17 protein-coding genes are annotated in these 22,324 nt (G+C 73.6%); 13 read left to right on the top strand and 4 right to left on the bottom strand.

Annotated features, from left to right (window positions below; translation table 11 throughout):
- Positions 1-189 precede the first annotated feature (189 nt).
- The 4 genes from ACWCSV_RS21305 to ACWCSV_RS21290 all read right to left on the bottom strand — a co-directional run bounded on the left by ACWCSV_RS21305 (position 190) and on the right by ACWCSV_RS21290 (position 3,721).
- The gene (locus ACWCSV_RS21305) at positions 190-420 is read right to left on the bottom strand and encodes a hypothetical protein (RefSeq protein WP_451144439.1); all 231 of its coding nucleotides are present in this window, start codon (positions 418-420) and stop codon (positions 190-192) included.
- A 20-nt stretch (positions 421-440) separates the two neighbouring features.
- On the bottom strand, positions 441-2,591 hold the full coding sequence (malQ, locus tag ACWCSV_RS21300; RefSeq protein WP_451144437.1) for a 4-alpha-glucanotransferase: 2,151 nt from the start codon (positions 2,589-2,591) through the stop codon (positions 441-443).
- Entirely contained in the window at positions 2,592-2,921 is a 330-nt protein-coding gene (locus tag ACWCSV_RS21295) for a hypothetical protein (RefSeq protein WP_451144435.1), read from the bottom strand.
- A 263-nt stretch (positions 2,922-3,184) separates the two neighbouring features.
- A complete protein-coding gene (locus ACWCSV_RS21290) occupies positions 3,185-3,721 on the bottom strand; it encodes an HNH endonuclease (RefSeq protein ID WP_451144433.1) in 537 nt (178 codons plus the stop codon).
- 377 nt (positions 3,722-4,098) lie between these two features.
- Between ACWCSV_RS21290 and ACWCSV_RS21285 the strand changes: the two genes are divergently transcribed.
- The 13 genes from ACWCSV_RS21285 to ACWCSV_RS21225 all read left to right on the top strand — a co-directional run bounded on the left by ACWCSV_RS21285 (position 4,099) and on the right by ACWCSV_RS21225 (position 22,238).
- Complete coding sequence (locus ACWCSV_RS21285) at positions 4,099-5,163, top strand: mechanosensitive ion channel family protein (RefSeq protein ID WP_451144431.1); 1,065 nt, start codon at positions 4,099-4,101, stop codon at positions 5,161-5,163.
- A gap of 193 nt (positions 5,164-5,356) precedes the next feature.
- On the top strand, positions 5,357-6,580 hold the full coding sequence (locus tag ACWCSV_RS21280) for an ROK family transcriptional regulator (RefSeq protein WP_451144429.1): 1,224 nt from the start codon (positions 5,357-5,359) through the stop codon (positions 6,578-6,580).
- 74 nt (positions 6,581-6,654) lie between these two features.
- Positions 6,655-7,986 carry an ABC transporter substrate-binding protein gene (locus tag ACWCSV_RS21275; protein ID WP_451144427.1) on the top strand — a complete coding sequence of 444 codons (1,332 nt, stop codon included), beginning with the start codon at positions 6,655-6,657 and terminating at the stop codon, positions 7,984-7,986.
- 6 nt (positions 7,987-7,992) lie between these two features.
- On the top strand, positions 7,993-8,934 hold the full coding sequence (locus ACWCSV_RS21270) for a carbohydrate ABC transporter permease (RefSeq protein WP_451144425.1): 942 nt from the start codon (positions 7,993-7,995) through the stop codon (positions 8,932-8,934).
- Positions 8,935-8,936: 2 nt separating this feature from the next.
- Entirely contained in the window at positions 8,937-9,839 is a 903-nt protein-coding gene (locus tag ACWCSV_RS21265; protein ID WP_451144423.1) for a carbohydrate ABC transporter permease, read from the top strand.
- A 1-nt stretch (position 9,840) separates the two neighbouring features.
- Positions 9,841-11,106, top strand: a complete 1,266-nt coding sequence (locus tag ACWCSV_RS21260; protein WP_451144421.1) for a 6-phospho-beta-glucosidase — start codon at positions 9,841-9,843, stop codon at positions 11,104-11,106.
- Positions 11,097-12,071 (top strand): N-acetylglucosamine kinase, encoded by a 975-nt coding sequence (locus ACWCSV_RS21255; protein ID WP_451144419.1) that lies wholly within the window; start codon positions 11,097-11,099, stop codon positions 12,069-12,071. Before ACWCSV_RS21260 ends, ACWCSV_RS21255 begins: the two co-directional genes overlap by 10 nt.
- Positions 12,072-12,350: 279 nt before the next feature.
- On the top strand, positions 12,351-13,730 hold the full coding sequence (locus ACWCSV_RS21250; protein WP_451144417.1) for a hypothetical protein: 1,380 nt from the start codon (positions 12,351-12,353) through the stop codon (positions 13,728-13,730).
- Between the two features lie 113 nt (positions 13,731-13,843).
- Positions 13,844-14,812 carry a glutamate ABC transporter substrate-binding protein gene (locus tag ACWCSV_RS21245; protein ID WP_451144447.1) on the top strand — a complete coding sequence of 323 codons (969 nt, stop codon included), beginning with the start codon at positions 13,844-13,846 and terminating at the stop codon, positions 14,810-14,812.
- A gap of 44 nt (positions 14,813-14,856) precedes the next feature.
- Positions 14,857-16,239 (top strand): hypothetical protein, encoded by a 1,383-nt coding sequence (locus ACWCSV_RS21240; RefSeq protein ID WP_451144415.1) that lies wholly within the window; start codon positions 14,857-14,859, stop codon positions 16,237-16,239.
- Positions 16,236-19,181, top strand: coding sequence for a tetratricopeptide repeat protein (locus ACWCSV_RS21235; protein WP_451144413.1), 2,946 nt, complete (start codon positions 16,236-16,238; stop codon positions 19,179-19,181). The genes ACWCSV_RS21240 and ACWCSV_RS21235 overlap by 4 nt, the downstream gene beginning before the upstream one ends.
- Before the next feature lie 2 nt (positions 19,182-19,183).
- On the top strand, positions 19,184-20,776 hold the full coding sequence (locus ACWCSV_RS21230) for a PP2C family serine/threonine-protein phosphatase (protein WP_451144411.1): 1,593 nt from the start codon (positions 19,184-19,186) through the stop codon (positions 20,774-20,776).
- Between the two features lie 118 nt (positions 20,777-20,894).
- Positions 20,895-22,238, top strand: coding sequence for a vWA domain-containing protein (locus ACWCSV_RS21225; protein WP_451144409.1), 1,344 nt, complete (start codon positions 20,895-20,897; stop codon positions 22,236-22,238).
- The last annotated feature ends 86 nt before the right edge of the window (positions 22,239-22,324 follow it).

Below are 22,324 nucleotides of genomic sequence, written 5' to 3'. Positions count from 1 at the left end.
CACAGGAGAGCCGCCGCGTGCCGACCGACACGGACAGGAGGGGCGCGCGGGCGCCCTCACGCGTGGCGGGACCGCGGCGTGGTCCGGGCGCCCTCGTGGGCACCTGGCGGCGTGCCCGTATCCGGACATGCGTGTGCGCCGCGCGGTAACCCGTACCGGCGGCGCACACGGCGTGAGCGTGTGAGGCGGTTACGCCTTCTTCTTGGACTTGTCGAGCACCACGACCAGGCCCGCGATCACCACGAACAGCGCGAGGGGCGCGAGGACGTACAGGCTGATGGTCTCGATGACCGACAGGCCGGTACCCGGGTCGTCGCCGTCGTCGCGCGTGAGCGCGAGGGCGGGGGACGACATGAGCAGCATCATCAGCGTCGTACCGGCCGCAACGGCGCCGGCGCGCATAGCGTTCTTCTTGTCCACGGTGCAAACGTAGCGAACGCCTAAGGACGCCGCGCGTCCGGGGGTGCCGTACGTGCGGTTCGGGGGGTCAGCCCGTCCATCAGGCGGTGCAGCCGGGGCGAGCCCGTGATCTGCTCCAGCGTCAGGGGACGGCCCTCCCCGTCGGCGATCGGCAGGCGCCAGTTGGGGTACTGGTCCCAGGTGCCGGGGAGGTTCTGCGGGCGCCGGTCGCCCACCGTGTCCGGGAGCCAGATGCCGGTGAGCCGGGCGGGGGTGCGCAGCAGGAAGCGGTGCACGGCCCGTACGGCGGCCTCCTCGTCGCCCTCCCCTTCGGGCAGCAGCCGCAGCCGGGCGAGCAGGCCGAGCCATTCGGCGCTGTCGGCGGCGTCCTCCGCGAGCTCCTCCTCCAGGGTGCGGGTGAGCAGGCCGAGTTCGTGGCGGAGCCGTACGTGGTCGCCGGAGAGGCGGGCCGCGGTGGACGGCAGGTCGTGGGTGGTGGCGGTGGCCATGCAGTCCTGGCGCCACCGTTCGGGTGCCAGCGGGCGGCCGTCGCCCTCCCAGTCTCGTTCGAACCAGAGGACGGAGGTGCCGAGGACGCCGCGCCGGGCGAGCGCCTCGCGGACGCCGGGCTCGACCGTGCCGAGGTCCTCGCCCAGCACGACGGCCCCGGCGCGGTGGGCCTCCAGGACGAGGACGGCGAGCATCGCCTCGCCGTCCTGGCCGACATAGGTGCCCTCGGTGGGCGGCTTGCCCTCGGGGACCCACCAGAGCCGGAAGAGGCCCATCACGTGGTCGACGCGGAGCGCTCCGGCGTGCGCGAGGAGGCCGCGCAGCAGACTCCGGAAGGGGGCGTAGCCACAGGCGGCGAGGGCGTCGGGCCGCCAGGGCGGCAGGCCCCAGTCCTGGCCCCGGGCGTTGAAGGCGTCCGGGGGTGCGCCGACGGACATACCGAGCGCGAAATGGTCCTGGCCGGCCCAGGTGTCGGCGCCCGCCGGGTGCACGCCGACGGCGAGGTCGTGGATGATGCCGACCTCCATCCCGGCGTCCTCGGCGGCCCGCTGGGCCTCGGCGAGCTGGATGTCGGTCAGCCAGGCGAGCCGGCTGTGGAAGTCCACCCGGTCGAGGAGTCCGGTGCGGGCACGGGCGGTCTCCCGGGAGCGGGGGTCGCGCAGCGGCTCGGGCCAGGTGTGCCAGTCGGGTCCGTGCACCTCGGCCAGCGCGCACCAGAGCGCGTGGTCCTCCAGGGCCTGGCCCCGGGCGGAGAGGAAGTCGCAGTAGGCGGCCCGGCGGCCGGGGGTCAGCGGCACCTGGTGGACGAGCTCCAGTGCCTGCCGCTTCAGCTCCCACACGGCGTCCCGGTCGATCAGCGCGCCCTTGTTGAGCACCGCCTCGCAGAGCGCGGCGGCGTCCTGGCGGAGGTCGTCCAGCACCGCCCGGGCGCTTACCCGGCCGTACTCGGGGATCGACTCGACGTGCAGGTGGACGGGGTCGGGGAAGAGCCGCGAGGAGGGGCGGTACGGGGAGGGGTCGGTGGGCCGTCCGGGGACGGCCGCGTGCAGCGGGTTGATCTGGACGAACCCGGCGTCGAGGGTGCGTCCGGCCCAGGCGGCGAGGTCGGCGAGGTCGCCGAGGTCGCCCATGCCCCAGGAGCGGGCGGAGAGCAGGGAGTAGAGCTGGACGAGGAAGCCCTGGGCGCGGGCGGGGGGATGCGGGGCGCGGGCGGGCGCGACGACGAGGGTGGCGGTGCCCTGCCGGTGGTCGAGGGTGCGCGCGGTCACCCGGTGGATGCCGAGGGGCGGGTCGGTCCACCAGACGGGGACGGCGGACGGCGGGGGCGTGTCCGGAACGTCGGCCTGCGCGCCGGTGACGCGCAGCAGGAGCGGCTCGGGCCGCGCGGCGCCCGGTCCGGCCTCGGGGGCGACCGTCAGGGTCGTCCCGATCGGCAGCGTGGCGAGGGCGGGCGGCAGCGGCTCGCCCGCCCAGACCACCACGGTCGGCGGGAGCAGCCGGGAGCCCGCCCTCGATTCGGCGGCGGCGAGCGACCTCCGTACGTCCTCCGGGGTGGCGGCGTCCACGCCCAGCGCGGCGAGCACGGCGGTGACCGTGTCGTCGGGGACGGGCACCGTGACACCGGCGGACGGGGAGTAGGACGTGGCGACGCCGTGCAGGGCGGCGAGCCGGGAGAGGCCCATTCAGACTCCTGGAGACTCCATGGCCCCCGCGACACCGGGGGCGGTCGGTTCGCTGGTGAGCGGAGCGACGACGGCGAGCGGCGGCTCGCTCGTCAGGGGGGTGGCGTCGGCGAGCGGCGGCTCGCTGGTGAGGGGCGCGGCGCCGGCGGCGGGAGGCGCGTCGAACGCGGCGACGAGGCCGGTGCGGCGTCCGCCGGAGGGACGGGGGACGGCTGCGGGCGGGAGGGGCGGTTCACTGGTCAGCGGCTCACTGGTCAGCGGCTCCGGGCGGGCCGGACCGGGGACCTGTTTGGACAGGGCGGGGAGCGGAAGACGCGCGGCTGCGGGCAAGGTGGGCCTCCTGGCCGTGGGAGCAGGACGGAACAGAGACCTACCCAGCCCTCGGGTGCGCAGACGTGAGCGTGGCATAGGTCCGATGCCAACGTCCTCAACGTGCCGTGGGTCACATTCCGTTCCCCCGGACGGCAGATTTGAGCCATTTTCAGCCAATCCACCTGCCGGTCCGCCCGCCGTCCCGCCGCCGCGGTCCCGCCATCACGGCCCTGCCGACGGTCCTGCCACCACGGCCCTGCGACCGGGGCGGCAGGCGGTGCTCACGCGGAGACGCCGTCGATCCGGGCCATCGCGTCGTCCGCGCCGAACGGCTGGAGGTAGGGCAGCCAGCGCGGGTCGCGGTGGCCGGTGCCGATGATCCGCCACGCGAGGCCGGTGGGGGGTGCGGGCGGGTGGCGCAGGCGCCAGCCGAGCTCGGGGAGGTGCCGGTCGGCCTTGACGTGGTTGCAGCGGCGGCAGGCGGCCACCACGTTGTCCCACGCGTGCAGACCGCCCCGGCTGCGCGGGACGACGTGGTCGACGCTGGTGGCGGCGGCCCCGCAGTACACGCAGCGGCCTCCGTCCCGGGCGAAGAGCGCGCGGCGGGTGAGGGGGACGGGCCCCCGGTAGGGGACCCGGATGAAGCGCTTGAGGCGGACCACGCTGGGCGCCGGTACGGCGGTGGTGGGGCTGCGGAGGAGGGCGCCGGACTCTTCGAGGCAGACGGCCTTGTTTTCGAGGACGAGGACGAGCGCGCGGTGGAGCGGTACGACGCCGAGCGGCTCGTACGACGCGTTGAGAACCAGGACGTGCGGCACGGTGGATGCCTCCTTGTACGCCGGCGGCGCGTGGCTCGCGCCGGGACGATCCGCTCTCAGTCTCTCCTCATGCCTGGTCCGGGCGCCACCACGTGCGGGTAATGGGCCGAGCGGATTCCGCCCGACGGCCGCACGGACCGGGCCGTGTCCGGCCGTTCGCGCCCCTCCCCGCGTTCCCGCCGTTCCCGCCTCCCATCATTCCCGTCGTTCCCGTCATTCCCGCCGGACGGCCGGGTGCGGCCGGGCTGCGCGGCCAAACGCGCAGAAACGTGTGATGAAGGGATGAGATGCGTCTCTCGGCGGGCCGCGGACATCATCCGGGCCGCGCCCGTCGTTAACCTGGTTGATCCGCTGTCGTCCGTTCCGGAGGTCCCACCGTGTCCCCGTCCGTTCTGTTGGCCGCCGCCCCGTCGACCGGGTCGGGAGGCTCGCTCGACGAGGCCGCCCGGCAGGCCGGCGACGCCGCGGGCTGGGTCGAGCAGAACTGGTCCACCTGGCTGAACACCGGTCTGCGCATCATCCTGATCGCCGCCGTGGCGATCGTGCTGCGCTACCTGATCCGCCGCGCCCTCACCAACCTGATCGAGCGGATGAACCGCAGCGCCCAGGCCGTGGAGGGCACCGCCCTCGGCGGACTGCTGGTCAACGCCGAGCGGCGCCGCCAGCGCTCGGAGGCGATAGGTTCCGTGCTCCGGTCGGTGACCTCGTTCCTGATCCTGGGCACGGCGGCGCTGATGATCCTGGGCGCCTTCGAGATCAATCTGGCGCCGCTGCTGGCCTCCGCCGGTGTCGCCGGTGTCGCGCTCGGTTTCGGCGCGCGCAACCTCGTCACCGACTTCCTCTCCGGGGTTTTCATGATCCTGGAGGACCAGTACGGCGTGGGCGACACGGTGGACGCCGGCGTCGCCTCCGGCGAAGTCATCGAGGTGGGACTGCGGGTCACCAAGCTGCGAGGCGACAACGGCGAGATCTGGTACGTCCGCAACGGCGAGGTGAAGCGGATCGGCAACCTCAGCCAGGGCTGGTCCACCGCCGGCGTCGATGTGACGGTCCGGCCGACGGAGGACCTGGACCGGGTGCGCGCGGCCGTATCCGCCGCCACCGAGGTCATGGCGAAGGAGGAGCCGTGGAGCGAGCGGCTCTGGGGCCCGGTGGAGATCCTCGGCCTGGACGCCGTCCTGCTGGACTCGATGACCGTACGGGTCACCGCGAAGACCATGCCGGGCAAGGCGCTGGCCGTGGAGCGCGAGCTGCGCTGGCGCATCAAGCGGTCGCTGGACGAGGCGGGCATCAGCATGATCGGCGCCGTGCCCGCGCAGCCCGCGAGCGAGTCGAAGGCCGACCCCACGGCGGCGATGGCCGCCCCGTCCGCGTACGCCTCGACGACCTCGCCACAGTCGCTGGCCGCGACACCGCTCACCCCGCCGAGCGTCAGCAAGTAGCCGTACCCGCACGTCAGGAGGGCCTTCGCGCAGGTCGCGGAGGCCCTTCGGCATGTTTCGGGCCGCCGCCGCACGCTCTCTCCAGGTAACTCTTTCGTTGCCCGGCCGCCCCGCCATTGACGGCCCGGGTACGGACGCCTACCTTCCTCTCACCGGACAGGAAACTTTCCTAACAGAGAGCGGAACCACCTCCATGGCAGGAACCACCCCGGGCACCGGTGTGCCCGGAACCCCCCGGCTGCTGCGCGCCATGAACGACCGCGCCGCCCTCGATCTGCTGCTGGAGCTGGGCCCGCTCTCCCGTACCCGGATCGGCAAGCTCACCGGACTCTCCAAGCCGACCGCCTCGCAGCTGCTGGCCCGGCTGGAGGCGGCCGGGCTGGTGCGGGCCACCGGCACCACCGAGGGGCGCCCGGGGCCCAACGCACAGCTGTACGCGGTCAACCCGGAGGCGGCGTACGTCGCCGGGCTCGACGTGAACGCCCAGCGCATCGTGGCCGCCGTCGCCGACGTCACCGGCGAGACGGTGGGCGAGTTCGAGCTCCGTACCCCCGGCCGGGGCACCCAGGGCGCGGTCGGCCAGGTCGTCCGGGCGCTGGACGGTGCGGTGGAGCAGGCCGGTCTCGACCGGTCCGCGGTCCACCGGGTGGTGATCGGCACGCCGGGCGCCTTCGACCCGGGCACCGGACGGCTGCGCTACGCCTCGCACCTGCCGGGCTGGCACTCCGCCACCCTGCTCGACGAGCTGGCGGCGGCGCTGCCCATGCCGGTGGAGTACGAGAACGACGTGAACCTGGTGGCGGTGGCCGAGCAGCGGCGCGGGGCCGCCCGGGGCCACGACGACTTCGTCCTGCTCTGGAACGAGGAGGGGCTCGGCGGCGCGCTCGTCATCAACGGCCGGCTGCACCGCGGCTTCACCGGCGGCGCCGGGGAGGTCGGCTTCCTGCCGGTGCCGGGCACCCCGCTCGTACGCCAGGTCGTCAAGGCCAACAGCGGCGGTTTCCAGGAACTGGCGGGCGCCCAGGCGATCCCCCGGCTCGCCGCGACGCTCGGCATCGACACCCCGCAGCAGCCCTACCCGGAGGTGGCCGCCGCCCTGCTGGCCCGCGCCGCCGCCGCGTACGGCGAGGACGAGCGGCTGACCGAGCTGCTGCGGAGTTACGCGCAGCGGCTCGCGACCGGGCTCGCCTCCCTGACGGCCGTGCTCGACCCCGGGCTGATCGTGCTGGCCGGCGGGCTGATCTCGGCCGGCGGCGAGCGGCTGCGCGCCCTGATCCAGTCCGAACTCGCCGAACTGGCCGCCTCCCGGCCCCCGCTCGTCCTCGCCGAGACCGTCCGGCTGCCGGTGCTGCGCGGCGCCCTGGAACGCGCCCTCGCGGACACCCGCGACGAGGTGTTCGACACCTCCCGCCCCTGAACCTCCCGCACCCCGTACCGCCTTACCTCCCAAGCTCTGTTGCCTCTCCTTCACCGTCTCCAAGGAGCTTCGCCATGCGCAGAAACAGCCTCACCACCGCCGCCGTGGCGGTCGCCGCGATATCCGTCCTCGCCACCGCCTGCACCGGCCAGTCGGAGAGCGGCGCCACGGACGACCCGAACGCGAGGACCACCATCAACTTCTGGCACGGCTGGAGCGCGCCGTCCGAGGTCAAGGCGGTGCAGGACAACGTCGACCGCTTCGAGAAGGTCCACCCGAACATCAAGGTGAACGTCGTCGGCAACATCAACGACGACAAGCTCAACCAGGCGCTGCGCGCAGGGGGTTCGAACGGTCCGGACGTCGTCTCCTCGTTCACCACGTCGAACGTCGGCAAGTTCTGTTCGTCGGGGGCCTTCGCGGACCTGACACCGTTCATCGAGAAGTCGAAGCTGGACCTGGAGAAGACCTTCCCGAAGGTCCTCCTGGACTACACGCAGTTCGAGGGCAAGCGCTGCTCGCTGCCGCTGCTGGCCGACGCGTACGGCCTCTACTACAACAAGGACGCGTTCAAGAAGGCGGGGATCGCCGCACCCCCGAAGACTCTCTCCGAGTTCGCGGCCGACGCGAAGAAGCTGACCGTCACCAAGGGCGACGGTTACCAGCAGCTCGGCTTCATGCCGACCTTCCACGGCTACGAGTCGGTCGCCGACCACTACCTGGGCTCCTGGGACCACGCGTACTTCGACGCGGACGGCAAGTCGAACATCGCCAAGGACCCGGCCTTCGCCGAGATGTTCACGTACCAGAAGAAGCTGGTCGAGGACCTCGGCGGCTACGGGAAGCTGGAGAGGTTCCGCGGCTCCTTCGGTGACGAGTGGGGCGCCAAGCACCCGTTCCAGACCGGCCAGGTCGCCATGCAGATCGACGGCGAGTGGCGGCTCGGGATGGCCGAGGAGGCGGGCACGGACTTCGAGATCGGTGTCGCGCCGATGCCCGTCGCCGACGACGAGGCCGACACCTACGGCAAGGGCTTCCTCTCCGGCACGATCATGGGCATCGCGCCCGCCAGCAAGAAGCAGAACGCCGCGTGGGAGCTGGTCAAGTTCATGACCAGCGACACGCAGGCGGTGGTCGACTTCGCCAACGGCATCAAGAACGTGCCGTCCACCTTCGAGGCGCTGAAGTCGCCCGGCCTGAAGTTCGACCCGCGCTTCAAGACCTTCCTGGACATCGCGCAGAACCCGCACTCCAACACCCCGGACGGGGCCGTCAACGGGGCCACGTACCAGCAGACCCTCCAGGACTTCGGCTACCAGTACGAGAAGGGCTCGGTGAAGGACCTGCGGGCCGGCCTGGAGAAGACCGCCGCGCAGATCGACACCGACATCGCCAAGGCCAAGTAGCCCGCGATGACCACGTACACACTCCGCTCCAAGCGCCGCAGGTCGGCGCTGCGCACGGTGGCGTTCCTGTCGCCCTGGCTGATCGGCTTCTGCTTCTTCTTCGCCTACCCGATGATCTCGACCGTCTACTTCTCCTTCACGAAGTACGACGGGTTCGGGGCGCCGGTCTTCAACGGGCTGACCAACTGGACGTACGTCTTCACCGACTATCCGATGTTCTGGCCGTCGCTGCGCAACACCCTCTGGCTGGTGATCGTCATGGTCACCTGCCGGGTGATGTTCGGTCTCGGCATCGGGCTGCTGATCACCCGGATCAAGACCGCCACCGGGCTCTTCCGCACCCTCTTCTACCTGCCCTACCTCGCGCCCCCGGTGGCCGCGACCCTCGCCTTCGTCTTCCTGCTCAACCCGGGGACGGGCCCTGTCAACTCGATCCTGGGCGATCTCGGGCTGCCGACGCCCGGCTGGTTCAACGACGCGTCCTGGTCGAAGCCGGCGCTCACCATGCTCGCGGTCTGGGGCATCGGCGACCTGATGGTGATCTTCATGGCCGCGCTGCTGGACGTGCCCGTCGAGCAGTACGAGGCGGCCGAGCTGGACGGCGCCTCCGCCTGGCAGCGGTTCCGCTTCGTGACCCTGCCGAACATCTCGCCGATCGTGATGTTCGCCGTGGTCACGGGGGTCATCCAGGCGATGCAGTACTACACGCAGCCCCTGGTGGCGGGGAAGGTGGCCTCCGGCGTGATCGGCGGCTCCGGGCAGTCCTTCGAGCCCGGCTATCCCGACAAGTCGACCCTGACACTCCCCCAGCTCGTCTACAACCTCGGCTTCCAGCGCTTCGACTACGGCTCCGCCTGTGTCGTCGCCCTGGTCCTGTTCGCCCTGGCCATGGCCTTCACCGCGCTGCTGATGCGGGGCCGCAACAACCTCGTCCAGGCCGGTGACTGATCATGACCCAGCTGCTCGAATCCCCCGGAGACCCCGCCGCCGCCCGCACCGGACGGCCGGCCGCCGAACGCACCGCCCGCCGCAAGGCACTGCTGCGCTGGATCGCGGTGCACTCGCTCGGCGTCGCCGCCGCGCTCTTCTTCGTCCTCCCGCTGGTCTTCGTGGTGCTGACCTCGCTCATGAGCGACCAGCAGGCGCTGACCCGCGACCTCACCCCCGACACCTGGGAGTGGGAGAACTACCGGCGGGTCTTCGACACCCCCGGCTTCCTGACCTGGTGGCGCAACACCCTCCTCTACGCCGGGGCCGGCACCGTGCTGACGGTGGTCTCCTCGGTGCCCGTCGCCTACGCGCTCGCGAAGTTCCGCTTCAAGGGCCGCAAGCTGTCGCTGATGCTGGTCATCTCGATGATGATGCTGCCGCCGCAGGTCGTGATCATCCCGATGTACCTGTTCTGGGCCAAGCAGATGGACCTCTCCGGGACGCTCTGGCCGCTCATCGTCCCGATGGCCTTCGGCGACGCCTTCTCCATCTTCCTGCTGCGCCAGTTCCTGCTGACCATCCCGGACGAGTACCTGGACGCGGCGCGGATCGACGGCTGCGGCGAACTGCGCACCCTGCTCAGGGTGGTGCTGCCGATGGCGAAGCCGGGCATCGCCGCCATCGCGCTGTTCCAGTTCTTCGCCGCCTGGAACGACTACTTCGGGCCGCAGATCTACGCCTCCGAGAACCCGGCCGCCTGGACGCTCAGTTACGGCCTGGAGTCCTTCAAGGGCGCGCACCACACCGACTGGAACCTGACCATGGCCGCGACCGTTCTGGTCATGGCCCCCGTGATCGCCGTCTTCTTCTTCGCGCAGAAGGCATTCGTCGAGGGCGTCACACTGACCGGAGTGAAGGGCTGACATGAAGCTCGCAGTAGTGGGTGGCGGGTCCACCTACACGCCCGAACTGATCGACGGGTTCGCCCGTCTGAGGGACACCCTGCCGATCGAGGAGCTCGTCCTCGTCGACCCGGCGGCCGACCGCCTCGACCTCGTGGGCGGCCTCGCCCGGCGGATCTTCGCCAAGCAGGGCCACCCCGGCACCATCACCACCACCTCCGACCTGGACGCCGGGGTGGAGGGCGCCGACGCGGTCCTGCTCCAGCTGCGCGTCGGCGGACAGGCCGCGCGCAACCAGGACGAGACCTGGCCGCTGGAGTGCGGCTGCGTCGGCCAGGAGACCACCGGCGCGGGTGGCCTCGCCAAGGCGCTGCGTACCGTGCCGGTCGTGCTGGACATCGCCGAGCGGGTCCGCCGCACCAACCCGGACGCCTGGATCATCGACTTCACCAACCCGGTGGGCATCGTCACCCGGGCGCTCCTCCAGGCCGGCCACAAGGCCGTCGGCCTCTGCAACGTCGCCATCGGCTTCCAGCGGAAGTTCGCCCGGCTGCTCGACGTCTCCCCCGCCGAGGTGCACCTCGACCACGTCGGGCTGAACCACCTCTCCTGGGAGCTGGGAGTACGCCTCGGCGGCCCGGACGGCGAGAACGTGCTGCCGGGGCTGCTGGCCGAGCACGGCGGGACCATCGCCGCCGACCTGCACCTGCCGCGCGCGCTCGTGGACCGGCTCGGCGTGGTGCCCTCGTACTACCTGCGGTACTTCTACGCGCACGACGAGGTCGTCCGGGAGCTCGGCACCAAGCCGTCCCGGGCCGCCGAGGTCGCCGCGATGGAGAAGGAGCTCCTCGCGCTGTACGGCGACCCGGCGCTGGACGAGAAGCCGGCGCTGCTCGCCAAGCGGGGCGGCGCCTTCTACTCCGAGGCGGCGGTCGACCTGGCCTCCTCGCTGCTCGGCGGGGGCGCCTCCACCGTCCAGGTGGTCAACACTCTCAACAACGGCACCCTGCCGTTCCTCCCCGACGACGCGGTGATCGAGACGCAGGCCCGGGTCGACGGCTCGGGCGCCGTGCCACTCGCCGTCCCCGCGCTGGACCCGCTGTACGCCGGGCTGATCGCCCAGGTCACCGCGTACGAGGACCTGGCGCTGAAGGCCGCCCTGCACGGCGGCCGGGACCGCGTCTTCAAGGCGCTGCTCGCCCACCCGCTGGTGGGGCAGTACGAGTACGCCGAGGGCCTCACGGACCGGCTCATCGCGCACAACAGGGAGCACCTCGCGTGGGCGTGAACGCTTCGGTCCTCGCCATCGACGCGGGGAACAGCAAGACCGACGTGGCGCTGATGGACGAGGACGGCACGGTCCTCGGCACGGGCCGGGGCGGCGGCTTCCAGCCGCCCGTGGTCGGGATCCCCGCCGCGCTGGACGTGCTCGCCGCCGCCGTGGCGGGGGCGTACGCCTCGGCCGCGGAGGTGGCCGGCCCGGTCGCGCACGTCTCCGCCTGCCTGGCCAACGCCGATCTCCCCGTCGAGGAGGAGGAGTTGGCGGCCGCACTGCTCGAACGCGGCTGGGGGCGGACGGTGGAGGTCCGCAACGACACCTTCGCCGTGCTGCGCGCGGGGGTGGACGAGCCCCGGGGCGTCGCGGTGGTCTGCGGCGCCGGGATCAACTGCGTGGGCATGCTCCCGGACGGCCGCACCGCCCGGTTCCCCGCGATCGGCCGGATATCCGGCGACTGGGGAGGCGGTTCCGGGCTCGCCGAGGAGGCGCTCTGGTTCGCCGCCCGCGCCGAGGACGGCCGGGGGGAGCCGACCGAGCTGGCCCGGGCGCTCCCGGCCCACTTCGGGCTCGGTTCGATGTACGAGCTGATCGAGGCTCTGCACCGGGAGCACATCCCGTACGAGCGCCGCCACGAGCTGACCCCGGTGCTCTTCGCCACGGGCGCGGCCGGTGACCCGGTGGCGCGCGCGGTGGTGGACCGGCTCGCCGACGAGGTCGTCGCGATGGCCTCGGTGGCGCTGGACCGGCTCGGGCTTCTGGAGGCGCACGTTCCGGTGATTCTCGGCGGCAGCGTGCTCGCCGCCCGCCACCCGGACCTGGACCGCCGGATCGCCTCGCTGCTGGCGGCCCGCGCACCCCGGGCCGAGATCCGCGTGGTGGCCCAACCGCCCGTACTGGGAGCCGCGTTGCTGGGGCTGGACCATACGGGGGCGGCGCCCGAGGCGCATGCCAGGCTGCGCGCGCGGTACGCCTGAGGGGGGACGCCGGGCGGCCCGGGGAGGCCGCCACCGGCCCGCCGGGCCGTCAACTCCCGTACAGCGCGGCACGGGACAGCCCCGGCGTCCGGGAACCGATCAACTGTGCCGATCGTGTTCACAGCGGGGGCGCTCCGGTAAGGCCGTAAGGGCCCAAGTCCGGCGCGAGATCCAGGTATTCCTGGTGGATGCCGGTCGCTGCGGCCATACTTCAGGCCGGGCGCCACTCCCCCGACCGGCCGGGGCAACGGCGCCGTCAGTGACCGAGGGGGAAGCCGAGTGACACACCCGCCGATCGGGGGACCGCCGCGACAGCAGGGAGCGGCGTCGGCCTCCGGCGTGCCCGCGCAGCGGCGCGGGGCGGCATCCGCGCTGGCGGGACGGCTGCGCGACGCGGCGACGACCGAGCCGGGGCGGCTGCGGCTCGTCGGAGCCGTACTCGCCCTGCTCGTCGTGGCGTTCGGGGCGGTGACCGCCGTGGAGGTCTCCGGACGGGCCGCCGCCGCGGACGACGTGGTGAACCGCAGCCAGCCGCTGAGCGCGGACGCGGCGGCCGTCTACCGTTCGCTCGCCGACGCGGACACCATGGCGGCGAGCGGGTTCCTCGCGGGCACCGAGGAGCCTTCGAGCGTCCGCGCCCAGTACGAGAAGGACATCCGGAACGCCTCCCGGCTGCTGGTGAAGGCGGCGGCGAACACCGGGGCCACCACCTCGTCGGGCCGTGAGATCCGCACGATGAACGAGCTGCTGCCGGTCTACACCGGCCTGGTCGAGCGGGCCCGCGCCAACAACCGCCTCGGGCTGCCGCTGGGCGGCGCCTACCTCCGGTACGCCAACCAGAAGATGAGCGGCGAACTCCTCCCCGCGGCCGAGCGGTTGTACACGGCGGAGACCGGCCGGCTCGACGCCGACCAGCGCGATGCCCGGCAGTGGCCGCTCGTCGCCCTCGCCGCCGGGATCGTCGCCCTGGCCGTGCTGGCCTGGGCGCAGCGGCGCGACTACCGCCGGACCAACCGGGTCCTCAGCCGCGGGCTGCTCGCCGCGACGGCCGCGACCGCCGCCGCGCTGGTCTGGCTGGCCGCCGGGCAGGCCCTGGCCAGGACCGAGCTGCACCACGCCATGGCGGACGGCCAGGCCTCGCTGGACGTGCTGAACGGCGCGCGGATCGCCTCCCTCAAGGCCCGCGCCAACGAGAACCTCACCCTGGTCGCCCGGGGCGCGGTGCTCACCGCGGACGGTTCCGCCGACCAGTACCAGACCGACTACACGGCGGACATGACCGCGCTGCGCACCGAGCTGGGCAGGGCGGGCGAGCTGGCCGACGACACCACCGGCAGCACCCCGGTGAAGGCGGCCGCCGGCAGCGTGACGGAGTGGCAGAAGCGCCACGCCGAAGCCCGGAAGACGGACGACGGCGGCGACTACGAGGGCGCGCTCGCCCTGGTCATCGGGGCGAAGGGCTCCACCGGCGAGTGCTTCTCGAAGGTGGACGCCGCGCTGGAGACGGCCCTGGCCCACGAGCAGAAGCAGTTCGACGCGGCGGCCGGGAAGGGCCGCGGCGCCCTGGACGGGCTGCCGGCCGGGGCGGGGGTCCTGGCGTTGCTGGGAGCGGTCGCCGCGATCAGCGGGATCGGCCGGAGACTCGGGGAGTACCGGTGAACGCGGACGGACCGGCGGGCGAGCCGGCAGGGGGAGGAGCGGTGGGAGGGGGAGCGGTGGCACGGACACGGACCGGCGGGAGCAGGCTGCGCGGCTGGGGCGGGGTGACGGCCATGGCGGTGGCCTGCGTGCTCACCGCCCTGTTCGCCCTGCTGCCGCTGACGCACGACACCGCCGCCTCCTTCGGCGGCGACTCGGGCCCGGGCACCGCGAAGGCCAGCCAGGTGCGCGCCGACACCTGCGACAGGCCCGAGGCGAGCCTGCCGCCGTCCCGGAACGACGGCCCGGGCGTCGAGCGCATCAAGGAGCGCGGCAAGCTCGTCGCCGGGGTGGACCAGAACAGCTACCGCTGGGGGTACCGCAATCCGGCGACCGGGAAGCTGGAGGGCTTCGACATCGACCTGGTCCGGGCCATCGCCCAGGACATCCTCGGCGACTCCTCCAAGGTGGTCTTCCGGGCCATCCCGACCAGCCAGCGGATCGCCGCGCTGGAGAGCGGCCGGGTCGACGTGGTGGTGCGGACCATGACGATCAACTGCGCGCGGCTGAAGCAGGTCGCGTTCTCCACCGCCTACTTCCGGGCGGGCCAGCAGGTGCTCGCCCCGGTGACCTCGGACATCACCGGGTACAACGCCTCGCTGCGCGGGAAGCGGGTCTGCACCGCCGAGGGCTCCACCGCGTACGAGGCCCTGACGAAGCAGTCGTACGGGGCGGTCTTCGAGGACGCGCACGACGGTACCGCCGGGGACGAGGACCGGCTGACCGTCCCCAGCCAGCTCGACTGCCTGGTGCGCCTCCAGCTCGGCGAGGTCGACGCCGTGGTGACGGACAACGCGCTGGCGGCGGGCCAGGTGGCCCAGGACCCGACGGTGGAGCTCAAGGGCGGCCCGTTCACGACGGAGTACTACGGCGTCGCCGCCAAGCTCGGCTCCGACGACCTGGTGGCCCGGGTCAACCAGGTGCTGGCGGACTACCGCGGCGGCGGTGCGGGGAGCCCGTGGATGCGCTCGTACCGCACCTGGCTGGAGGCCGGACTGCCCGGCGTCACGGCGCCCCCGGCGCCCTCGTACCGGAGCAACTGATCCCGGCGGCCCACAAGCCGGCGGGGAGAGCGGAGAGGTGAGCGATGGGCGTCGCGGGACCCTTCCCCAGCTACGCGGCCAAGCCCCCGGGCCCCGTCATGGACCGGGACGAGGCGGACCGTGCGCTGGCCCGGCTCGGCGCGGAGCACGAGGCGATCGAGACCTCGCTCCTCGCCCTGCAGGACCACGCGGGCCGGCGCCTCCTGGAGGGTGCCGGCCTGTCCGGGGTGACCAAGGAGCGCTGGGCCACCACCGAGCGGTCGATCACCCTGCTCTGGGCGTACTTCGACGCGTACGCCGACGCGCTCTCCCGGGCGCGCGAGGTGCGCGCCCGCAGGCGTCACCCCGGCCGCGAGGACCTGGAGACCCTCACCGGGCTGCTCCGGGGCCGGGAGATCACCGTGGCGCACGGCGCCGCGCCGCCCGATCCCTCGGTCGCGGGTCCGGCCCGGCTCGCGACACGCTTCTCCCTGGAGGAGCTGGTGAGCCGGATGAACACGCTCTACGCCCGCTCGCTGGACATGGTGGTGGCCTCCGACTCCGTCTGGTCGGCGCTGCCCGCCCGGATCGACCTGCTCGCCGCCGAGCTCCACCGCACCCGTTCGCTCGCCCACTCCGTCGGGGTCCGGCCGGGCGAACACCCGTCCGGCGACGACCTGGAGTCGATCACCCGGGAGCTCGCCGAGCTGCGGGCCCTGGTGATCGCCGACCCGCTGGCGTTCTGGCTGCCGGGGCCGGGCAGCGCGGCGCCGGGTGGCGGGCGCGCGGACACCGCGCGGTACGACCGGGCGGCCCTCGCGCTGGAGGAGGTGCGGCGGGAGATCGAGGCGGTCCTCGCCGTCCGGCAGGACGCCGAACACCGGCTCGCCCGGCTGCGGGACGTGCTGTCGCGGGCCGACCGCACGCTGGCCGAGGCGCGGGCCGCCCGGGGCGAGGTGCTGGCGAAGATCGCCGCCTCCGAGGTGCCCGCCGTCAGCGGGCCGCCGACCGCACTCCAGGAGCGGCTGGCCGCCGCCTCCGAGCACCGCAGGCACGCCCGCTGGCACCGGCTCCCGCCGCTCCTCGAACAGTTGGAGCGGGAGGCGGAGGAGGAGCTGCTGCGCGCCCGTGAGTCGCTGACCTCGGTGACCGCCCCGCTCGCCGTGCGCGCGGAGCTGCGGGGCCGGCTCGACGCGTACCGCGCGAAGGTGGCACGGCACGGGCTCGCGGAGGACCCGCTGCTGATCGAGCAGTACGACGCGGCCCGCCGGATGCTGTGGAGCGCGCCCTGCGATCTTCGGGTCGCGGACCAGGCGGTGCTGCGCTACCAGCGCACGGCCGCCGAGATGACGGCCCCGGGCCGGACGCCCCCGCCCGAGGACCGGCGGTACGACGATCAGGACGCGCACGACCGGCACGGCCGGCACGACGAGGGGGAGACCCGATGAGTACCCGGTGCCAGCGCCCCACGTGCGAGGGCGCGTACGAGGACATGGGCGAGGGCGAGCTGTACTGCGACACCTGCGGTCTGGCCCCCGTCGTCTCCCCGAACGGCATGGTCGCCTCGCCGCCCACCGGCATCGCGGGCGGCGCTCTCGCCGCGCGTGGCGGCAACTCGGCTTCCGCACCGGCCGGTTCGCGCTCGTCGGGCCGGGCCTCCTCGCGTTCGTCGACCTCGCGGCGGTCCGTCTCGGGCCGGCTCTCGCGGGGACTGTCCGGCGGGGCGGGGACCGTGCCGTCGGTGTCCGTACGGGCCTCCGGCGCGTCGGGCGCCTCCTCCGGCCGGGGGCGGCTGGGAGCGGGCCTGGTGCAGGTGCCGGACGTGCCGCGCCCCGATCCGCGTGCGGCCGTGATGGCCAATCCCGAGGTCCCCGAGCGGAAGCGGTTCTGCTCGCGCTCGGACTGCGGGGCGCCGGTGGGCCGGGCACGCGGCGACCGGCCGGGCCGCACCGAGGGGTTCTGCACCAAGTGCGGGCACCCGTACTCCTTCGTCCCGAAGCTGCGCGGCGGTGACGTGGTGCACGGACAGTACGAAGTGGCCGGATGCCTCGCGCACGGGGGGCTCGGCTGGGTGTACCTCGCGGTGGACCGGGCCGTCTCGGACCGCTGGGTGGTCCTCAAAGGCCTGCTGGACACGGGCGACCAGGACGCCATGGCGGCGGCGATCTCGGAGCGCCGCTTCCTCGCGGAGATCGAGCACTCCAACATCGTGCGGATCTACAACTTCGTCGAGCACCTCGACCAGCGGACCGGTTCGCTGGACGGCTACATCGTGATGGAGTACGTCGGCGGCAAGGCGCTCAAGGAGATCGCCAACGACCGCCGCACCCCGGCCGGGAGGCGCGATCCGCTGCCGGTCGGGCAGGCGTGCGCGTACGGGATCGAGGCGCTGGAGGCACTCGGCCACCTGCACAGCCGCAACCTCCTCTACTGCGACTTCAAGGTCGACAACGCGATCCAGACGGAGAACCAGCTCAAGCTGATCGACATGGGCGCGGTCCGCCGGATGGACGACGAGGAGTCGGCGATCTACGGCACGGTGGGCTACCAGGCCCCCGAGGTCGGGGAGGTCGGCCCGTCGGTCGCCTCCGACCTGTACACGGTGGCGCGGACCCTCGCGGTGCTCACCTTCGACTTCCAGGGCTACACCAACGTCTTCGTGGACTCGCTGCCCGACCCGGAGCACATCGAGGTCTTCCGTACGTACGAGTCCTTCTACCGGTTGCTGGTCCGCGCCACCGACCCCGACCCGGCGCGGCGCTTCGCCTCGGCGGAGGAGATGGCCGAGCAGCTGACGGGGGTGCTGCGGGAGGTCGTGGCACTCCAGTCGGGCCGCCCGCGCCCGGCACTGTCCACCCTGTTCGGCCCGGAACTGCGGGTGACGGACACGGAGTTGTTCGCCGAGCTGACCGGTGACGTCTCCCGCCTCGGCGGCCGCGGCGCGCGGGCGGGCGGAGCGGCGGGACGGGCGGGACGCCCGAAGCGGCGCGGAAAGGCCGCCGCGGGGGCCGTCGGTACGGGGGCCCTCCCGGCGGGCGCGGTGGCTCCGGCGGTGGCGGTGGCGCTGCCGGTGGGCCCGGGTCCGTACGGCAGCGTGCCCCCGGCCCGTACCGGCGGGACCGGCCCACAGCCCGCCGGGTACGCACCGGCGCCCGGATACGCGACGCCTGCCGGGTACGCCCAGGCTTCCGGATACGCGGAGTCCTCCGGGCACGCGGCACCTTCCCCGTACTCCCGGCCCTCCGGGTACCAGCCCTCGGCGGCGGCCCTCACGGCCCCGCCCACCCACGCGAGCGCGTCGCCGGGCGGCCGTCCGGCGGCCGGCGGGGTGTCTCCGTACGTGCCGTCGCAGCCGGTGGCTCCGGCGTACGCCCACCCGGCGGCGGGCGTCCCGGTCCCGCCGTCGGGGGCGGGTCCGGCACCGTCCGGAGCCGGGCAGTGGCTCGGCGGTCTCGACTCCGGTGCGACCGCGCTCGCCCTTCCGGTGCCGCGCGTCGACGCGAGCGACCCCAACGCCGGTTTCCTCGCTGGGGTGATGGCGGCGGCTCCGCAGGAGCTGATCGGCGCGCTGCGCACCGTGCCGGCGCCCTCCCCGGAGACCAGGCTGCGCGAGCTGCGCGCCCTGCTGGAGCTGGCGGAGTTCGGGGCGGCCGGCCATGTGCTGGGCGAGCTGGAGGCCCGGCACCCGGACGACTGGCGGGTGGTCTGGTACCGGGGGGTCGTCTCCCTGGTGACCGGTGACCGCGAGCGCGCCGCGCTCTCCTTCGACGCGGTGTACGACGCGTTCCCGGGCGAACCGGCCCCCAAGCTGGCGCTCGGCGTCTGCGCGGAGGTGCTGGGGCAGCTGGACAACGCCGCCGATTACTACCACCTCGTCTGGACCACCGATCCGAGCTTCGTCAGCGCCGCGTTCGGGCTCGCCCGGGTGCGCTTCGCCGCCGGGGACCGTACGGGTGCCGTAAGGACGCTGGAGTCGGTACCCGCCGCGTCGATCCACTTCACGGCCGCCCGGGTCGCCTCGGTCCGCGCGCGGCTGCGCGGGCGCGACCCGGGAGAGCCGCTGGCGGACGACCTGGCCGCCGCTTCGGACCAGATCACGGCGCTGGCCGGGGCGGGGCTGGACGCGGTGCGCCGCGAGCGTCTCTCGACGGAGGTGCTGGGGACCGCGCTGGACTGGGTACTCTCCACTGGACCCGCCCGTCCGTCCGCGGGCCCCGCGCCCTCCCGGCCGGGCGCACGGACGCTGCTCGGCAGCGAACTGGACGAGCGGGGGCTCCGGTTCGGGCTGGAACGCGCTTATCGGATGCTCGCCAGGCTGGCTCAGCAGGGCGACGAGAGGATCGAACTGGTGGAGCGGGCCAACCGTTTCCGCCCCCGGACGTGGGTGTGAAGATGTCACAGATCCACCAGCAGGCGGCTCCCCTGCCGGCGTGCCCCAGCTGTGCGGAACCGCTGGAGCCGGGCGACCTGTTCTGCGGCGCCTGCGGCTACGACCTGTCGGCCGTGCCCGAACGGCCGGGCGACAGGCCGACGATGGCGATCACCACCCCGCCACCGCCCCCGCCGGCCGCGCCGACGGCCCCGTCCGTGCCGCCCGTTCCGCCCATGGCCGCGGCGGCTCCCGCCCAGCCGGGGGCGGCTGCAGCGGCTCCGGATCCCGCCGCGGTCCAGTGGCCGCCGGCGTCCGAGACCGACACCTCGGACCAGCCCGCCCCCGTCCACCGTCCGGCCGACCTCCCGGGCGTCGACTCCGCGGGGCACCCGCTGTACGCCCGTGCGGCGGCACCCGGCGCGCCCGCCGCGCCGGGCACCCCTTCCGCGCCGGTGGCCCCTTCCGCGCCGGTGGCTTCGCCCGCCGTGCGCCACGACGACCGGGCGGTACCCGGGCAGCGCCCCGACCACGACCACGACCACGACCCCGGCTCCGACCCCGGCTCCGGCTCCGGCTCCGGGGACTTCGAGCTCGCGGCGCCCGGGGCTGTTCCGGCAGGCGTACCCGCCACCGACCCACGCGCCGCCGCGACCGGTACGACCCCCGCCGCCGGTACGAGCACCCCGGCCGGCGCCGGGCTCTGCGTCGCCTGCCGGGCCGGCCGGGTGGACACCGACGGGTACTGCGAGACCTGCGGCCACGCCCAGCCACGCGAACGCGACCACATGGAGCGGGAGCTCGGCCCGGTGGCGGCGGTCAGCGACCGCGGGCTGCGCCACCACCGCAACGAGGACTCCTTCGCCGTGTCGACGACGGCGCTGCCGGACGGTTCGCCGGCCGTCGTCGCGATCGTCTGCGACGGGGTGTCCTCCGCGCACCGGCCCGACGAGGCGTCGGCCGCCGCCGCGCGCGCCGCAGACGCGTCCCTCCTGGAGTCGCTGCCGCGCGGTACGCACCCGCAGCAGGCGATGCACGATGCGATCGTCGCGGCCTCCCGGGCGGTCAACGCGCTGGCCGAGGAGCAGGAGGGCGCGGCGGAGCACGATGCGCACCGCCACCAGAACGCCCCGGCCTGCACCCTGGTCGGTGCGGTCGTCGCCGCCGGTCTGCTGATCGTCGGCTGGGTCGGCGACAGCCGCGTCTACTGGGTGCCGGCCGACCGTACCCAGCGGCCGGCCCGGCTCACCGAGGACGACTCCTGGGCCGCGCAGATGGTGGCGGCGGGACTGATGAGCGAGGAGCAGGCGTACGCCGACGAGCGGGCCCACGCGATCACCGGCTGGCTCGGCGCCGACGCCTACGAACTCGACCCGCACACCGCGGCGTTCAAGCCCGACCGGCCGGGCACCGTGGTGGTCTGCACCGACGGACTCTGGAACTACGCGGAGTCCGCCGAGGAGATGGCCGCCGCCGTTCCCCGGGACGCGGGCGAACGCCCCCTGCACGGCGCCCAGGTGCTGGTGGGGCACGCGCTCGACGGCGGGGGCCACGACAACGTAACGGTGGCGCTGCTGCCGTTCGCCGTACCGCCCTCCGGGGCACACTCCGGCTGACGGACTCCAGGCCGCCTCCGGCTGGTTCCTGCCGTGTCCCACCGCTTCCCGCCCGGTCACCGACCGTCCACCGCACGCCCGTACCCGTCCCTCCGGTGGGGCATCGAGGAGCCGCTCCATGGCCAACTTCTCCAAGTCGCAAGCGCCGCGGTTCTCCGTCGACGTGTACCAGAACAGCTATCTCCCCGAGGGGGGCCGCGAGGTCAACGCGATCGTCACCGTCACTTCCACGGGAGGCGGTACGACGGGCGGGGTGCCGCTCGCCGGGAACCCGGGCGCGTCCGCGTCGAGCGCGGCGGTCGTGCTCATGGTCGACTGCTCCGGGTCGATGGAGTACCCGCCGACGAAGATGCGCAACGCCCGGGACGCCACGGCGGCGGCCATCGACACCCTGCGCGACGGCACCCGGTTCGCCGTGGTGGCCGGTACGCACGTGGCGAGGGACGTCTACCCGGGCAACGGCCGGCTCGCCACGGCCGACCACCTGACCAAGGCGCAGGCCAAGGACGCGCTGCGCGGGCTGAGCGCGGGCGGCGGCACGGCGATCGGCACCTGGCTGCGCCTCGCCGACCGGCTGTTCGGCACCGCCGGGGCGGATCTGCGGCACGGCATCCTGCTGACCGACGGGCGCAACGAGCACGAGGCGCCGGAGGATCTGCGGGCGGCTCTGGAGGCCTGCGCGGGCCGCTTCACCTGTGATGCCCGGGGCGTCGGCACCGACTGGGAGGTGAAGGAGGTCACGGGCATCGCCTCCGCCCTGCTGGGCACCGCCGACATCGTCGCCGATCCGTCCGGGCTGGCCGCGGACTTCACGCGGATGATGGAGAACGCCATGGGCAAGGAGGTCGCGGACGTGGCGCTGCGGCTCTGGACGCCGGTGGACACCGACATCCTCTTCGTGAAGCAGGTCGCTCCCTCGGTCGCCGACCTGACCGGGCGCCGGACGGAGGCGGGGCCGCGTGCCGGGGACTATCCGACGGGTTCCTGGGGTGACGAATCCCGCGATTATCACGTGTGCGTCAGGGTTCCCCAGGCCCGGATCGGCCAGGAGATGCTGGCGGCGCGGGTCTCCCTGATCCTCCCCGCCCCGGCGGGCGGGGGTGCTCCGGGGACCCTCGCGCAGGGGCTCGTACGGGCGGTGTGGACCGACGACATGGTGGCGTCCACGGCGATGAATCCGCAGGTGGCGCACTATACGGGCCAGGCCGAGCTGGCCCGGGTGATCCAGCAGGGACTCGATGCCCGCAAGGCCGGGGACCTGAACGGGGCGACCGCGAAACTGGGGCGCGCGGTGCAGCTCGCCTCGGTCTCCGGCAACGAGGACACCGCGAAGCTGCTTTCGAAGGTGGTCGACGTGGTCGACGCCGCGACAGGTACTGTGCGACTGAAAGCGAAGGTCGCGGAAGCGGACGAGATGACACTCGAAACGCGCTCCACCAAGACCGTTCGCGTCAAGAAGTAGCAAGAGAACGACACAGACGAAGCCGAGCGACAGAGTCGTCCGCACGGCCGAGGGCGGACCCTCCGCCCCGCCGCGCGCACGGCGAT

It is taken from the genome of Streptomyces sp. NPDC001770 (assembly GCF_053596135.1).
Note: the sequence above shows the minus strand (reverse complement) of the source record. Positions and strands in the feature narration are given on the sequence as shown.

Bases quoted from the DNA above. Each gene is read 5' to 3' on its own strand.
- malQ (WP_451144437.1), bottom strand. From the start codon at position 2,591: ATGGGCCTCTCCCGGCTCGCCGCCCTGCACGGCGTCGCCACGTCCTAC.
- ACWCSV_RS21280 (WP_451144429.1), top strand. From the start codon at position 5,357: ATGGCAGGAACCACCCCGGGCACCGGTGTGCCCGGAACCCCCCGGCTG.
- ACWCSV_RS21275 (WP_451144427.1), top strand. From the start codon at position 6,655: ATGCGCAGAAACAGCCTCACCACCGCCGCCGTGGCGGTCGCCGCGATA.
- ACWCSV_RS21270 (WP_451144425.1), top strand. From the start codon at position 7,993: ATGACCACGTACACACTCCGCTCCAAGCGCCGCAGGTCGGCGCTGCGC.
- ACWCSV_RS21265 (WP_451144423.1), top strand. From the start codon at position 8,937: ATGACCCAGCTGCTCGAATCCCCCGGAGACCCCGCCGCCGCCCGCACC.
- ACWCSV_RS21260 (WP_451144421.1), top strand. From the start codon at position 9,841: ATGAAGCTCGCAGTAGTGGGTGGCGGGTCCACCTACACGCCCGAACTG.
- ACWCSV_RS21245 (WP_451144447.1), top strand. From the start codon at position 13,844: ATGGCGGTGGCCTGCGTGCTCACCGCCCTGTTCGCCCTGCTGCCGCTG.
- ACWCSV_RS21240 (WP_451144415.1), top strand. From the start codon at position 14,857: ATGGGCGTCGCGGGACCCTTCCCCAGCTACGCGGCCAAGCCCCCGGGC.
- ACWCSV_RS21235 (WP_451144413.1), top strand. From the start codon at position 16,236: ATGAGTACCCGGTGCCAGCGCCCCACGTGCGAGGGCGCGTACGAGGAC.
- ACWCSV_RS21230 (WP_451144411.1), top strand. From the start codon at position 19,184: ATGTCACAGATCCACCAGCAGGCGGCTCCCCTGCCGGCGTGCCCCAGC.
- ACWCSV_RS21225 (WP_451144409.1), top strand. From the start codon at position 20,895: ATGGCCAACTTCTCCAAGTCGCAAGCGCCGCGGTTCTCCGTCGACGTG.